The organism is Variovorax sp. 05T418, assembly GCF_056396385.1.
In genome coordinates, this window is the sequence record NZ_JBFTLJ010000011.1 from 112,535 (window position 1) to 128,085 (window position 15,551).

A 15,551-nucleotide genomic window follows, 5' to 3' on the forward strand; every position below is an offset into this window, starting at 1 on the left:
GCGGGCAGAGCGTTCGGTGGAAACGACCGCTTGCCCCCACCCCGGCCCTCCCCCGGCAGGGGAGGGAGAAAACGCCGGCCTGCGCCTTACGGCAGGCGCCGCCGCGCTCCTACATCCCCGAGCGGCCCGGGGCGCAGAGTCTCGAGGCTGAAGGAGTGTGTCCATGGCAGTCTCGAAAAAAGCCCCCGCGCCGCGCGTCCTGTGGAAGGGCGCGATCAGCTTCGGTCTCGTCCACATCCCGGTGGCGCTGTACTCGGCCACCACCGACCACGCCATCGACTTCGACTGGCTCGACAAGCGCACGATGGACCCGGTCGGCTACAAGCGCATCAACAAGAAGACCGGCAAGGAGATCGCGCGCGAGAACATCGTCAAGGGCATCGCGTACGAAGACGGCGAATACGTGGTGCTGAGCGACAAGGAGATTGCCGACGCCTATCCCAAGACCACGCAGACCATCGAGATCGAGAGCTTCGTGCCCGCCAACGGCATCCCCTTCGTCTACCTCGAGCGGCCCTACTACGTGGCGCCCATCAACCGCGGCACCAAGGTGTACGCGCTGCTGCGCGAGACGCTGCAGCGCACCCAGCGCATCGGCGTGGCGCGCGTGGTGATCCAGACCAAGCAGCACCTGGCCGCGCTCGTGCCCGTGGGCCCGGGGCTGGTGCTGAACCTGCTGCGCTGGGGCGCCGACATCCGGCCCTGGACCGAACTGCCGCTGCCGTCGGAAGACGCGAAGAAGGCGGGGCTGCGCGAGCACGAGATCAAGATGGCCGAGCAGCTGGTCGAGGACATGAGCGCCGAGTGGGATCCGGACGACTACAAGGACGAGTTCAAGGACGAGATCCTGCGCCTGGTCGACCGCAAGGTGGCCGCGGGCCAGACCGAGACCGTGACGCAGATCGAGCCCGAGGAAGGCCAGGCGCTGGAGAGCCGCGGCGCGAAGATCATCGACCTCACCGAGCTGCTGCAGCGCAGCCTGCGCAAGGGCGGTGGCGGCGGCAAGGCGGCCGCGGCCGGCGAAGACAGCGGCGATGAAGAAGAAGAGGCGCCCGCGGCAACCAAACCGAGGTCCAAGGCCAAGCCCCGGGCCCATGGCAAGGCCGCCGCAAAAAGCAGCAGCGGCGCCGCGCGCAAGCGCACTCCGGCCAAGAGCGCCACCGCCCGGCGCCGCGCGGCATGAGCGCGCGCATGGCCACGGCGCAGAAGGCGCCGCGCATCACCCACGCGGAGCGCCTGATCGACGCCGCCAGCGGCCTCACCAAGGGCGATCTCGCGGCCTACTACGCGCGCGTGGCGCCGCTGATGCTGCCGCACCTCGAAGGGCGCCCGGTGGCGCTGGTGCGCGCGCCCGACGGCGTGGGCGGCGAGCTGTTCTTCCAGAAGCATGCGCAGCACAGCGACATCGCGGGCATCAAGCTGCTCGATCCCGCGCTCGACCCGGGCCACGACCCGCTGCTGCAGATCGACACCGCCGAGGCGCTGGTCGGCGCGGCGCAGTTCAACACCGTCGAGCTGCACACCTGGAACGCCACCTCGCGCGCCCTCGGCAAGCCCGACCGCATGACCTTCGACCTCGATCCCGGCGAAGGCATCGACTGGCAGCAGATGCAGGAGGCGGCGCTGCTGGTGCGCGTGCTGCTCGACGAGCTCGGCCTGCCGTCGTTCCTCAAGACCAGCGGCGGCAAGGGGCTGCACGTGGTGGTGCCGCTGCGGCGCCAGTTCGGCTGGGACGAGGTGCGCGGCTTCTCGCGGGCCATCGTCGAGCACCTGGCGCGCACCGTGCCCGAGCGCTTCGTGGCCAAGAGCGGGCCGCGCAACCGCGTGGGCCGGATCTTCGCGGACTACCTTCGCAACGGCTTCGGCGCCACCACCGTGAGCGCATGGTCGGCGCGCGCGCGGCCCGGCATGGGCGTGTCGGTGCCGCTCGCCTGGGAAGAGCTGCCCGACCTGGACAGCGCCGCCCACTGGACGGTGGCGAACATCGGCCCGCGCCTGGCCACCGGCAACACGCCCTGGGACGCGATGGAGCGCAGCCGCACCGGCCTTCGCGCCGCGATGCAGATGCTCGGCTTCCTGCCTGAGTGACTGCGTGAGCGGGGCCGCGGGCCTACTGCGGCACTTCCTCGGTCGTCACTTCGAAGCGCTTGAGCGAGTTGGCGCCGAACACCATGGTGATCGGCACGTCGGCCGCGTCGCGTCCGCGCGCAATCACGATGCGGCCGATGCGCGGCACGTTGTGGCGCGCATCGAAGGTGTACCAGCGCTCGCCCAGGTACACCTCGAACCAGGCGCTGAAGTCCATCGGGGAGGGCACGGGCGGAATGCCGATGTCGCCCAGGTAGCCGGTGGCATAGCGCGCGGGAATGTTCATGCAGCGGCACAGCGTGATCGCCAGGTGGGCGAAGTCGCGGCACACGCCCGTGCGCTCGCGGAACCCCTCCAGCGCCGTGCGCGTGGCGCGCGCGCTCTGGTAGTCGAAGCGCAGGTGCTCGTGCACGAAGTCGCAGATGGACTGCACGCGGTGCCAGCCCGGCGCCACGCTGGAAAAGTTGCTCCAGGCGAAGGCGAGCAGTTCGCTGTCGACCTCGCAGTAGCGGCTCGGCAGCAGGAAGGGCAGCGTGGCGACCGGCAGGTCCGCCGCCGCGTGCTCGACGGCGCCGAAGTCAACCGGATCGGCCCAGCCCGGGTCGAACACCACCGCATGGTTGCGCAGCCGCACGCTCGCTACCCCTGCGGGAATGCGCACGCGCGCGCAATGGTTGTCGAAGCCGTCCACGTAGTAGTCGGTATGCAGCGGCGGCGTGAGGGTGACGTGCTCACCGTCCTGCAGGTCCGCCGCGCGCGAGGGGTGGACATGCAGCATGTAGACCAGTGCGGTGGGCGCCGTGACGGCGAGTTCGATGTCGAAACCGATCTTGATCTGCATGTTTCTTTCTTTCTTCCCTGTGTGAATGGCTTCGGTCCACGAATGCCCAAGCAGGCTTCGTGCCGACCGTGTTCGATGCTACGGCTGCGCACCGGGCGCGGATGCGGGCCGACACGCCAGCCCGCGTAGGCGGCAGCCAGCCGCTGTCGGTGCGCTCCTACCGCGTAGACGCCGCCTCTCCCACAAGCGCGGGCGAGGCGCCACTACGGGTAACAGTGTGAGAAAAACATAACCTTTGGATTCGCTCGCAACTGCCCCCGCGAACCCGCTTTCGTGGCTTCATGGAGGCCGCAGCGCAAGCATCGAGTTGTTCAATCTGATCTGCTGGAGCGAATCATGGATCTGTCGTCGCTGTTCGATTCACTCACCGGTGCTTGGGGGGATGAAATCCTGTTCTGGGTGGTGGCCGCCGTGGCGGGCTTCATCTGCCTGATTGCGCTGGTGAACGTGCTGGACCTCTTTCTCGACAACGAAGCCGACCCTCCCATGAAAGACCCTCGATGACGCCTCAGAACAAGGCCGCCGCCGGACGCCGCTCGAAGGCCACGGACGGCAGCAACGCCAAGCAGCAGCAGCTCGATGGATTCGCAACCGATCATGCGCCCAATCTGACGACCAACCAGGGTCTTCAGATCCCCGACAACCACAATTCGCTCAAGGCCGGGGTGCGCGGGCCCACGCTGCTCGAAGATTTCATCCTGCGCGAGAAGATCACGCACTTCGACCACGAGCGCATCCCGGAGCGCGCGGTGCATGCGCGCGGCTCGGCGGCGCATGGCTATTTCCAGGTCTACAAGTCGATGTCGCAGTTCACCTGCGCCGACTTCCTGCAGGACCCGGACGCAAAGACGCCCGTTTTCGTGCGCTTTTCCACCGTGGCCGGCTCGCGCGGCTCGGCCGACACGGTGCGCGACGTGCGCGGCTTTGCCGTCAAGTTCTACACCCGCGAAGGCAACTACGACCTCGTGGGCAACAACATCCCGGTGTTCTTCATCCAGGACGCGATGAAGTTTCCCGACCTGATCCACGCCGTGAAGCCCGAGCCGCACCACGAGATGCCGCAGGCCGCCAGCGCGCACGACACCTTCTGGGATTTCGTCTCGCTCATGCCCGAGAGCACCCACATGCTGATGTGGGCGATGAGCGACCGCGCCATTCCGCGCAGCCTGCGCATGATGGAAGGCTTCGGCGTGCACACCTTCCGCTTCGTCAACCTGCGCGGCGAGAGCCATTTCGTGAAGTTCCACTGGAAGCCCAAGCTCGGCATCCATGGCCTGGCATGGGACGAGGCACAGAAGGTCGCGGGCAAGGACCCCGACTTCCACCGCCGCGACCTGTGGGAAGCGATCGAGCAGGGCGACTTTCCCGAGTGGGAGCTCGGCGTGCAGCTGGTGCCGCCCGACAAGGCCGATTCGCTCGGCTTCGACCTGCTCGATCCCACCAAGCTGATCCCCGAGGAGATGGTGCCCGTGCAGCGCATCGGCCGGCTGGTGCTCAACCGCAACCCCGAGAACTTCTTTGCCGAGACCGAGCAGGTGGCCTTCCATCCGGGGCACGTGGTGCCCGGCATCGACTTCAGCAACGACCCGCTGCTGCAGGGGCGCCTGTTCTCCTATACCGACACGCAGATCTCGCGCCTGGGTGGTGCCAACTTCCACGAGCTGCCCATCAACAAGAGCGTGTGCCCGTTCCACAACTTCCAGCGCGACGGCATGCACCGCCAGACCATCGCGCGCGGCCAGGTGGCCTACGAGCCCAACTCGCTGGGCGACGGCAAGGAGTTCAGGGTGGACGGCGGCAGCGTCGGCTTCCAGCCGCATCCCGACGAGCTCGAGTCGCCCAAGGTGCGCCGGCGCAGCCCGAGCTTCGACGACCACTTCACGCAGGCGCGGCTGTTCTTCAACAGCCAGAGCGCGGCCGAGAAGGAGCACATCGTTGCGGCCTTCCGCTTCGAGCTTTCCAAGGTCGACGTGCCGGCCATCCGCCAGCGCATGGTCGACAACCTGGCGCACGTCGACGAGAAGCTCGCGCGCCGCGTGGCCGAGCCGCTGGGCATCGGCGCGCCGGACGCCAAGGCGGCCGCGGGCCGCGCCGGCTACCGCGAGCACCGCATGACCCTGCCCATCGAGGAGTCGCCCGCGCTCAGCATGGCCGACAGCGGCGACGGCTCGATCCGCACGCGCAAGATCGCGATCCTCGCGGCCGACGGCATCGACTCCGCCTCGCTCAAGCCGATCCGCGATGCGCTCGAGCAGGCCGGCGGCAAGTGCAAGGTGGTGGGCGCGCGGCTGGGCACCATCGCCAGCGCATCGAAGCGGCAGATCGACGTCGACATGACCTTTGCCAACGGGCCGTCGGTCGTGTTCGATGCCGTGCTGATCCCCGGCGGCGCCCAGGGCGTGGCGGCGCTCGCGGGCATGGGCGATGCGGTGCACTTCGTGCTGGAGGCGTACAAGCACTGCAAGGCCATCTGCACCGTGGGCGACGGCGTGCAGCTGCTCTCCACGCTCGGCATCGGCGCCAACGCGCAGCTGGGCGATGCGCCCGCCGGCATCATCGTGGCGGCCACGCCGGTCACCAACCTCGGCGACACCAGCGAGGCGACGCAGATCGCGCAGGCCTTCATCGCCGCGATCGCGAGGCACCGCCACTGGGACCGCGCCAACATCGATGCGATTCCTGCCTGATGTAGTCCGTTCGCGCTAGGCCTTCTTGCGAATAGGCGCCGCAGGGGGCCGCTCCTAGACTTTCCCCACGAGGCCTGAACGGCGCGCACTTCCGCGGCGTCGACCCCCGCAACCGCGGGCACACGGGCCGCGCGCGGGGGTCCAATGACGTGGTTTTCGAGAAGAACGGAACGGGAGCGCTCGGCACGTCGTGCAGGGGCCGCGGGTGCGCTGGGGCTGGCAGCCATTCTTCTGCTGGGCCATGGGTCCCCGGCATCGGCGCAGCAGCCACAGCAGGGGCCGAATGCCGAAGCCGCGGCCGGCCGGGCGGAGCAGGCCCGGCTTGCCGACACCGACACCTTGCTCGCGCTGACCAGCGAGGGCGCGGTGCTCTACGGGCAGGATGCGGTCAAGCTGTCCGGCTACCAGTACTGCAGCCAGGCGGTGGCGCTGGCCGAGGCCGGCGAATTCCGCCAGAGCGTGCGCGCCGCCAGCAAGGCGCTGCACCTGGCCAATGCCACGAGCGATCCCAACCTGCTGGCCATGGCCAACCGCGACCTGGCCATCGTCTACAGCTATTCGGGCCAGCTCGAGAAGGCCGAGGAATTCGCGCGCGAGGCGCTCAAGCATCCGGCGCGCGATCCCAAGCTGGTGGTCGGCCCGGTGCAGAAGGTGATCGGCGACGTGCGCACCCGCCGCGGCGACTATGCGGGCGCCGTCATCAGCTATGACGAGGCGCTGGCCAACAGCTCGGCGCGCTATGCGCCGCTGGTGCAGGCCTCGCTCGTCAATGCGCTGATCGAATCGGGCGACGCCGCCAGGGCGCGCGAAGTGCTCGGGGGCATGGCGCCGCCCCGGGACGCGCCGCTCACGGCGCAGCTGGACCGCACCCGCGCGCGGCTGCTGCTGGCCGAGAACAAGCCGGCCGAGGCGCGCGACCTCTACCGCGCGCTCACGGCGCGGCAGGTCGGCACCGACACCGAGTACTACCGCCTCTGGGCCTGGGACGGCGTGGCGCGCAGCGAACTTGCGCTCGGCCAGAAGCAGGCCGCGGCCGAGGCCGTGGCGCGTGCGCTGGGCGGCATCGACCAGGTGCGCGCCAGGTTCCGCAGCGAAGAATTCAAGATGGGCCTGTTCTCCGACCTGCAGTCGGTGTTCGAGCGCGGCGTCTCGATCTACAGCGACGCAGGCGATGCGCGCCAGGCCTTCGAGGTGAGCGAGCGCAGCCGCTCGCGCGCGCTGCTCGATGCGGTGCGCGGCCGCGCGAAGATCAACGAGCGCGCGGCGACCACCGTGGACCTGGCCGCGCTGCAGGGCATGCTCGCGCCCGACGAGCGCGTGGTGCAGTTCCATTCGCTGCCCGAGCGGCTGCTGGTGTGGGTGGTCGGCCCGGCCGGCATCGAGGCCAGGACGGTGCCGGTGCGCCGCGACGAACTCACCGAGCTGGTCGAGGTGTTCCGCAACTCCATCGTGCGCGGCCGCCGCGCGGCCATCACCAATGCCGACAAGCTCGGCGCCGCGCTGCTCGGCCCGCTGGGCCTGGCGCCGGGGCAGCGGCTGATCGTGGTGCCGCACGGGCCGCTGCACTACCTGCCGTTCCAGGCGCTGCGGCTCGACGGGCGCTATGTGATCGAGACGCATCCGGTGGCGGTGGCGCCATCGATCAGCATCGCGGTGCAGCTCGCGCAGCGCTCGCCGCGCGTGGGCGCGTCGCTCACGGCCTTCGGCAACCCGCGCATCGAGGACAAGTACGACCTGCCGGGCGCCGAGGTCGAGGTGAAGCAGCTCGCGCAGCTGTTCCCGCGCAACGCCGTGTACATGGGCGCCGCGGCCACCAAGACGCAGTTCCGCGACGTGGCCGCGCGCTCGCCGCTGATGCACGTGGCGGCGCATGCCGAGGCCGACGCGGTGGACCCTCTGTACTCGCGCATCCTGCTGGCCAACGAGGGCGGCAAGCAGAATTTCCTGGAGGCGCACGAGATCCTCGGCCTGCCGATGGACGGCACGGCGCTGGTGACGCTGTCGGCCTGCGAGTCGGGGCTGGGGCGCATCGCGCAGGGCGACGAGGTGCTGGGTTTCACGCGCTCCTTTCTCTCGGCCGGCAGCTCGAGCCTGATCGCATCGCTGTGGCCGGTGTCGGACGACGCAACCGCGGTGCTCATGGGCACGCTCTACGGCGAGCTGGCCAAGGGCCGCGACATCCAGAAGGCGATGCAGGCCGGGCAGCTGGCGGTGTTGAAGGATCCGAAGATGTCCCACCCCTTCTTCTGGGCGCCGTTCAACCTGATCGGCAACTGGCGTCTCACGGTGGGGAGCTGACATGAAAAGAAGAATTGCCATGTCTGTTTGTGGTGTTGTGTTTGAAGTTTGTTGTTCGGGCCGCGATCACGCCGACGGGGTACCTTGCTCCGCGAATGTCCCCCGGCCTGCGGCCTCCTCCTTGATTTCGCTGCGCAAGGCACCCCATCGACGTGATCGTCATGCGCAGCGGTCGTTGATCGGTCAGCACAACGACCGCGCTCATCGTGCGCAGGGCATCGGGTGCTCCCCGCAGCGAAATAAAGGAGGAGCCGAAGGCGGGGGACATTCGCGGAGGGGAGTACCCGGTGGCCTGTGCACGCGCCCTGAACAACAGCACCCTGAACAGCAGCGCCCCCAACAACAGCAACACGCGGTGGAGCACTGAGATGCAGATGCGCGCAATCCAACGCTCCACCCCGATCGCCCTCGCAGTCGCCGCCCTGGTGAGCGCAACGCTTCTCGTTGCCGCCCAGCGCACCCATGCAGCGGAAGCCGATGCCAATGCGCTGCTGCCGACAAAGGATCCCTGCGGCAGCTGCGACCGCCCCGTCGCGCAGGCCACTGGCACCGTGGCGCCTCAGAGCCTGCCCGCGCCGCCGCAGCCACCTGCGGCCAGATTCAAGCTCAACGACCTGCGGCTCAACGGCGTCAAGGCACTGAGCAACGAGGAACTGCAGGGCATCACCGCGCCGTACATCGGGCGAGACGTCACGCTCGGCGATCTCGAAAGCCTGGCGCAGGCCATTACCGCGCGCTACAAGGAGCGCGGCTACTTCCTCGCGCAGGCCGTCGTGCCCGTGCAGACCGTGCGCGACGGCATCGTCGAGATCAGCGTCATCGAAGGCCGGCTCGGCAAGGTCGAGGTGATCGTTGCGCCCGATGCGGCCATCAGCGAGGCGCGCGTGCGCGGCTTCCTTGCGCCGTTGCAGCCCGGCGAGGCCGTCAACGCACCGGCCTACGAACGCTCGATGCTGCTGCTGTCGGACCAGCCCGGCATCAAGGTCTCGTCCGCGCTGCAGGAAGGCACGCAGCCGGGCACCACCGACCTGTCGGTGGAAGTGGCGCCGGCGCCGCGCTGGGCCTTCGCGGCCGAGGCCGACAACCACGGCACCAAGGAATCGGGCCGCTACCGCCTCGGCGGCACGATGCGCTGGGCGAGCCCGCTGGGCATCGGCGACAACCTGGACGTGCGCGCCATGGTCTCCAACGGCAATGCGCTGCAGTTCGGCCGCGTCGCCTACGAGGCGCCCATCGGCAGCAGCGGCCTGCGCGCGGGCCTCGGGCTGGCGCGCGTCAACTACGAGCTGGGCGGCGAGTTCTCGGAACTGGGCGCCCAGGGCAAGGCCGACGTGTTCGACGTCTCGCTGAGCTACCCGGTGATCCGCCAGCGCCAGCACAACCTGTTCCTGCGCCTGTCGGCCGACAGCAAGAAGCTCACCGACGAGTACACGGCGGTCGACTTCTCGGCGCGCAAGCGGGTGCGCGGCTTCGGTCTGGGCTGGACCTGGGAGCGCCGCGACGACTGGCTGGGCGGCGGCTATTGGGCGAGCACCGGCAATCTCTACCACGGCCGGCTCTCGATCCGCGACGCCGACAGCCTGCAGACCGACCAGGGCCTGGGCGGGCACCGCACCGAGGGCGGCTTCACCAAGGCCACCTTCCAGCTCTCGCGCCTGCAGGCGGTGCTGCCCCGGCACTCGCTGTACCTGGCGCTGGGCGGCCAGTGGGCCAGCAAGAACCTCGATGCCTCGGAAAAACTCTCGCTGGGCGGCGCGCGTGCCGTGCGTGCCTACCCCTCGGGCGAACTGCTGGTGGACCAGGGCGTGATCGGCACCGTGGAATGGCGCTGGTCGCTCGATGCCGAGTTCACGCCCTTCCTGTTCTACGACGCGGCGCACGGGCGCCAGACCAAGAACCCGACGATCTTCGACAGCGGCCCCCGTTCGCGCAGCCTGCGCGGCGCGGGCATCGGCCTGAGCTGGACGCGGCCCGGCAACTTCACCATCAATGCCACGCTGGCCTGGCGCGCCGGCACCGACCCCGCGCGCACCGACGGCGGCGGGCGCAACCCGCGGCTGTACGTGCAGGCGCAAAAGACCTTCTGAGGGCAGCATGAGAAACCATGATCTTTCCGCGAAAGCCCTGCCGCGGCACTGGCGCGTGCGGCCGCTGGTGCTGTCGCTGGCCTGCATGGGCATGGTGCCGGCCTGGGCGCAGCTCAACCTGCCGGCGGGCTTTCCGCAGAGCGGCAATGTGGTGTTCGGCAATGTGGGCATCGCTTCCGGCGGCTCGGCGACCAGGCAGGTGCTCAACCAGAGCACGATGAACGCCATCGTCAACTGGAACGCGTTTTCGCTGGACGGCGGCAAGACGCTCAACATCAACCAGCAGATGGGCGCCGCGAGCGTGATGCTCAACCGCGTGGTGGGCAGCGGCGGCGTGATCGAGCAGTCGGTCATCAACGGCACGCTGTCGGCCAACGGGCATGTGTTCGTGGTCAATCCCTCGGGCGTTCTCTTCGGCGGCAGCGCCCAGGTGAACGTCGGCGGGCTGGTGGCCTCCACGCTGGACATCAGCGACAGCCAGATCGCCAAGGAGGGCAGCGTGGTGGGCAAGGGCGGCCAGCTGCTGTTCGGCGGCGGCATCAACGATGCCAACAGCACCGCCCGCGTGACGGTCCAACCCGGCGCGGTCATCACCGTGGGCGAAGGCGGCACGCTCGGGCTGATCGGCGCGCTGGTGCGCAACGAGGGCAATATCAACGTGGCGCGCGGCTCGGCGGGCCTGGTGTCGGGCGCCCGGGTGACGCTGGACTTCGAAGGCGACGGGCTGACCAAGTTCACGGTGCCGCTCGAAGGCGGGCTCATGAACACCTCGGTGGCCGGCGTGCAGGCGACCGACCCCACCACCAAGGCGCTGGTGATGAACACCGGCACCATCACGGCCGATGGCGGGCGCGTGGTGCTGGTGGGCGCCTCCGGGCTGGTGCAGCAGGTGGTCAACCAGAGCGGCACGGTGCGCGCGCGTTCGCTGGTCGAGCGCGGCGGCGAGATCGTGCTGGAGGCCATCGGCGCGCAGGTCGACAGCGGCGCGGGCCTCGAGGTGAGCGGCACGCTGGATGCGCGCGGCAATGCGGCCGGCGTGGCCGGCGGCAGCATCCGCACCACGGCCGGCAACCTCAATGTGCTGGCGGGTACGCAGATAGCCGCCGGCGGCAATGAAGGCGGCGCCAACGGCAGCTGGACGGCCGAGGGGGGCCGCAATCTCTCGATCGTGGCCGATGCCGATTCCGGCAACATCGCGGCCAGCGTGATCGGCAAGGCCCTGAGCCAGGGCACCGACGTGACGCTGACCACGCGCTCGTCCGGCAAGGTGGCGCAGATCAACGACGCCGTCGTGTTCCAGCCCGGCGCCCAGGTGATCAAGGACGGCGGCGGCGCGGCCACGCTGCGCGTGAATTCGGTGGGCAACATCGACATGCGCTGGGCGGTGGAGGGCGGCGGCGCAACCATCGCTTCCACCAGCGGTGCGCTGAACGTCGATTTCAATGCCGACGCGCAGGGCCTGGCCGCCGCCGAGGCCGGCCAGGCCAACGGCATTGCGGCGGCCATCCGGCTGGACCGCGCGCGCATCGATGCCAACGGCGGGAACATCCGCTTCTTCGGGCAGGGCGACAGCGACAACGGGCGGGCGATCGGCGGGCAGGTCAAGGGCCCGGGTGCCGACGGCGCCGGCGAAATCCGCAGCGGCGTCTGGCTGGGCGGCAGCGCCTTGAGCACGCTCGGCGCGGGGAGCATCCTGCTGCGCGGCGAAGGCGGCACCGGCGAGGTGGGCAGCGGCTTCCTGAGCGCCACCGACGGCGTGCGCATCGACGGCGACAGCACGCTCGGCACGCAGGCCGGCGGCATCACGCTGGCCGGCCGCGGCGCCGCGGGAGGCTCGGGCGTGCGGCTGAACGGCGACGACTATTCGGTCGCCCTGTCTTCCGCAAGCGGCAATATCGCCCTGACCGGCACGGTGCGCGACTGGGCCAGCGGCGGCCCGGTCGGCGAGCCGCCGGATGGCGCCGGCGTGCTGATCACCGGCTCCAAATTGACCACCGGCGGCGATGTGCGCATCACCGGCCAGGGCGGCGACCTGTCGGGCATGGCCGCCGGCCTGCGCACGCAAGCCGTCGAATTGAGCACCAGCTACACCGTGGGCGCCTCGAATGGCGTGGCGATCGACGGCACGCGCATCGAGGCCGGCGCGGGCCGCAGCATCGCGATCACCGGCACGGCCGGCAGCGCGGGCTTCGGCTACGACGGCACGGGCGCGGCGCTGGGCTTCGCGCCGCTGGACGCGACGGTCACTCCGTTTGGCGTGCGGCTTTCGTCCTCCCAGCAGGCCGACGGGCTGCATGCCGCGGGCGGCAGCATCCGGATCGCGGCCGGCACGGGCGACGTGAGCCTGGTGGCCGGCGCCTTCGAGGGCACGCTGCTCGATGCCGCCAGCGCCACCGGCATGGGCGGCAGCATCGGCGTGACGGGGCGCAACATCCTCGCGCAATCGGCGGCGGACAGCAGCGGCCTGGCGGACGCCAGCGGCGCGGGCGGCGGCGGCAGCATCGAGATCCGCGGCAGCACCGCGGCTGGCGCCGGCAACGAGAACACGGGCGTGGTCTCGGTCGGCCCGAACCTCACGCTGCTGGCCAACGCCCTGGACAGCGGCAACGGCGGCAGCATCACCCTCGTCGGCGAGCGTTCGGTGCGCGCCTTCGGCGACCTGCAGGCCCGGGGCGGCAGCGCCGGCGGCAATGGCGGCACGATCGAAACCTCGGGCGGCTCGTTCGACGTGAGCGGCATCCGCATCGACGCCTCGGCGCCGGCCGGCCTGGCGGGGCGGTGGATCGTCGACCCGTATGACGTCACCATCGTCCACGGCGTGGCCGGCGGCGGCAGCCTGCCCACCAACCCCTTCGATCCGGTGGCCACCTCGACCATCCAGGACGGCGACATCAACGGCGCGCTGAACACCGGCACCAGCGTGAGCATCACCACCGGCAGCGGCGGCACCGATGCGGGCGACATCCGCTTCGGCAGCGGCATGGTGATCGAGCGCACGGTGGGCAGCGCGCCGCTGGTGTTCGAGCTGAACGCGGCGCACTCGATCGGCGACCGCGTGTTTTCCAGCTCGTACCTGGCGCCGATCATCCGTTCGACCACGGGGCCGATGGACGTGATCTTCAATGCCGGCTCGGCCGGGGCGCTCGACGGCTACGTCCATTACTTCGGCAACACGGGGGCCGACCAGGCCGTCATCTCCACCAACGGCGGCAGCGTGCTGGCGCACGCCACGGGCACGGGCTATGCCGAAGTGGTCTTCAACTCCGCCAGCATCGACACCGGCGGCGGCAACCTGAGCCTTGTGACGGACGGGCCGAGCAGCACCCAGTTCGTCGCGTTCAGCGGCGATGTGCACACGCGCGGCGGCAGCGTGACGCTGGACTCGGGCTTCGTCGGCGCCAGCCCCGCGTTCAGCGACATCAACATCGACGTGGACGGCACCATCGACACGGGCGGCGGCGCGGTGTCCATCCATGCGCATGGCGTGGGCGGCATCTACGATTCGGTGACCAGCCGCTTCAACAACCAGATCATCACCAACGGCGGGGCGGTGTCGATCCTGAACGGGCAGACCGGCGCGCCCTCGGGCTTCGTGCTGCTCCAGGGCACCCGCATCGACACGCGCGTCGGCCAGTCCGATGCGGGCGCCGGCGGCAACGTGAGCATCGCCGGCGGCGGCGTGAGCATCAACGGCGCGCGCATCGACAGCGCCACCGGCGACGTGGCGATCACCGGGACCGGCGGCACGGGCCAGAGCGGCAGCGCGGTGCAGCTGGATTCGCTGTTCCTGCGGGCCGTGGGCGTTCCGGTTCCCACCGCCATCTCGACCACCAGCGGCAACGTGCTGGTGCGGGGCGTGCAGGACTTCAACCGCGGCTCGAGCGCATTCAATGCGACGCATGGCGTGCTGGTCACCGGCGGCAGCAGCATCACGACCGGCAGCGGCAACATCGCGCTGCAGGGCCTGTTTGCCAGCGCGGTGGTCGACGGCACCGACAGCGGCGTGCGGCTGGAAAACGGCGCGCGCCTGGCAACCACCGGCGGCGGCAGCATCGAGCTGACCGGCAGCTCGCTGCAGGGCACGCCCGGCGTGTCGATCCAGACCGGCCTCTTGTCCACCGGCGCTCCCGGCGCGGCGCCGCAGGTGCAAAGCAGCGGCAACCTGGTGCTGCGCGCCAGCAACGACGGCAGCGCGCCGGCCCTGGCCATCGACGTGCCGGTGAGCGCCGCCGGCACCATCAACCTGCGGCCGGGCGGCATGGACGCGGCGCTCAATACCTTCGACGCCACGGCCGCCGGCATCACCGTGGGCGGTGCGGCGGGGGGCGGGTTCACGCTGTCGGATGCGCTGATGTCGCGCTTGAATGCGCCCAGCGTGGTGGTGGGCAGCAACACGCACGCAGGCACCATCACCGTGGCCGGCGCGCTGACGAGCGCCGGCGCGCTCACGCTGCAGAACGAAGGCGTGGGCGCAGGCGCCGGCGGCATCGTGCTGAACGGCGCCGTCACGGCGGACCGCCTGGGCCTGCTCTCGGCCGGCGACATCACACAGACGGTGAAAGCACCGATCACCGCCCAGCACCTGCTGGCGCGCTCCAGCCGCGGCAGCGTGCTGCTGGACCAGGCGGCCAACAACGTGAGCGAGAACACGCTGGGCGGCGGCGCCGCCGGCGCCTTCCGCTACCAGGACGTGGACGGCGTGCGCATCGGCGCGCTGTCGGTCACCGGCTTCGACGCCGGCAGCAACCAGCCGCAGCTGGTGTCGGCCACCTCGATGGCGGCCGACACGGTGTTCGTGCGCACGCTCTCGGGCGACCTCACGCTGGACACCGCCGTCACCAGCAGCTCGGGCACCGACCTGGTGGCCGCGGCGCGCTTCCAGAATGCGGGCGGCGGCAGCATCGGCGGCGCGCCCTGGCGCATCTGGGCCGACACCTGGGTGGGCGAGTCGCGCGGCGGCCTCGCCGGCTCGGGCGCCACGCCCAACCTGTTCCACTGCGCCTACCTGGGGCTGTGCACCGTGAGCATCACGCCGGGCGACAACCACTTCATCTACGCCCAGCAGCCGCGGGCCACGGTGGTCATCGGCGACGCCAGCCGGCCCTTCGGCATGGCCAACCCGCCCTTCGGCTTCACCATCGGCGGGCTGATCCTGGGCGACGGCACCGCCGGCTTCCAGGGCACGCCCACGAGCCCGGCCGGCATCTTCAGCCCCGCGGGGCGCTATGGCATCAACGGCAGCTTCACCTCGGCGGCCGGCTATGCGGTGGACGTGGTGCCCGGCACGCTGACCGTGACGGCGGCCCTGCGCCGGCCGGACTTTCCGAGCGCGGACCTGGTGCGCGATCTGCCCAACACCAACACCTACACCTTCGACCGCAACCTCGGCGCGCCGCCGATCTGCTTTGCCACCGGGCCGCTGGAGGGCGACCGTGCGCAGCAGGACGGCGACCTGCTGGCGCGCGAATGGTCGCGCGTGCGTTCGCGGCCCAACCTCACCAGCTGCGTGGCCACCGACCGCAAGAACGGCTGCGCCGATTTCTGAGAGCG

8 protein-coding genes are annotated in these 15,551 nt (G+C 70.3%); 7 read left to right on the forward strand and 1 reads right to left on the reverse strand.

What is annotated here, in order from left to right; translation table 11 throughout:
* The first annotated feature begins 163 nt into the window (after positions 1-163).
* Together ku and ligD are read left to right on the forward strand one after the other, a co-directional pair.
* Complete coding sequence (ku, locus tag AC1DMS_RS21850; protein ID WP_478181809.1) at positions 164-1,183, forward strand: non-homologous end joining protein Ku; 1,020 nt, start codon at positions 164-166, stop codon at positions 1,181-1,183.
* Positions 1,180-2,088 carry a non-homologous end-joining DNA ligase gene (ligD, locus tag AC1DMS_RS21855; RefSeq protein WP_436287195.1) on the forward strand — a complete coding sequence of 303 codons (909 nt, stop codon included), beginning with the start codon at positions 1,180-1,182 and terminating at the stop codon, positions 2,086-2,088. Before ku ends, ligD begins: the two co-directional genes overlap by 4 nt.
* A gap of 22 nt (positions 2,089-2,110) precedes the next feature.
* Here ligD and AC1DMS_RS21860 read toward each other — a convergent pair whose 3' ends face one another.
* Positions 2,111-2,929, reverse strand: a complete 819-nt coding sequence (locus AC1DMS_RS21860; protein WP_012745662.1) for a transglutaminase-like domain-containing protein — start codon at positions 2,927-2,929, stop codon at positions 2,111-2,113.
* Between the two features lie 336 nt (positions 2,930-3,265).
* On the opposite strand from AC1DMS_RS21860, the gene AC1DMS_RS21865 reads away from it, so the two are divergent.
* The 5 genes from AC1DMS_RS21865 to AC1DMS_RS21885 all read left to right on the forward strand — a co-directional run bounded on the left by AC1DMS_RS21865 (position 3,266) and on the right by AC1DMS_RS21885 (position 15,546).
* A complete protein-coding gene (locus tag AC1DMS_RS21865; protein ID WP_012745663.1) occupies positions 3,266-3,433 on the forward strand; it encodes a hypothetical protein in 168 nt (55 codons plus the stop codon).
* On the forward strand, positions 3,430-5,616 hold the full coding sequence (locus tag AC1DMS_RS21870) for a catalase (RefSeq protein ID WP_478181810.1): 2,187 nt from the start codon (positions 3,430-3,432) through the stop codon (positions 5,614-5,616). The genes AC1DMS_RS21865 and AC1DMS_RS21870 overlap by 4 nt, the downstream gene beginning before the upstream one ends.
* A gap of 144 nt (positions 5,617-5,760) precedes the next feature.
* Positions 5,761-7,914: a CHAT domain-containing protein gene (locus AC1DMS_RS21875; protein WP_478181811.1), complete on the forward strand. Its 2,154-nt coding sequence runs from the start codon at positions 5,761-5,763 to the stop codon at positions 7,912-7,914.
* Between the two features lie 374 nt (positions 7,915-8,288).
* Positions 8,289-10,001, forward strand: coding sequence for a ShlB/FhaC/HecB family hemolysin secretion/activation protein (locus AC1DMS_RS21880; RefSeq protein WP_478181812.1), 1,713 nt, complete (start codon positions 8,289-8,291; stop codon positions 9,999-10,001).
* A gap of 7 nt (positions 10,002-10,008) precedes the next feature.
* Positions 10,009-15,546, forward strand: a complete 5,538-nt coding sequence (locus AC1DMS_RS21885; RefSeq protein WP_478181813.1) for a two-partner secretion domain-containing protein — start codon at positions 10,009-10,011, stop codon at positions 15,544-15,546.
* The last annotated feature ends 5 nt before the right edge of the window (positions 15,547-15,551 follow it).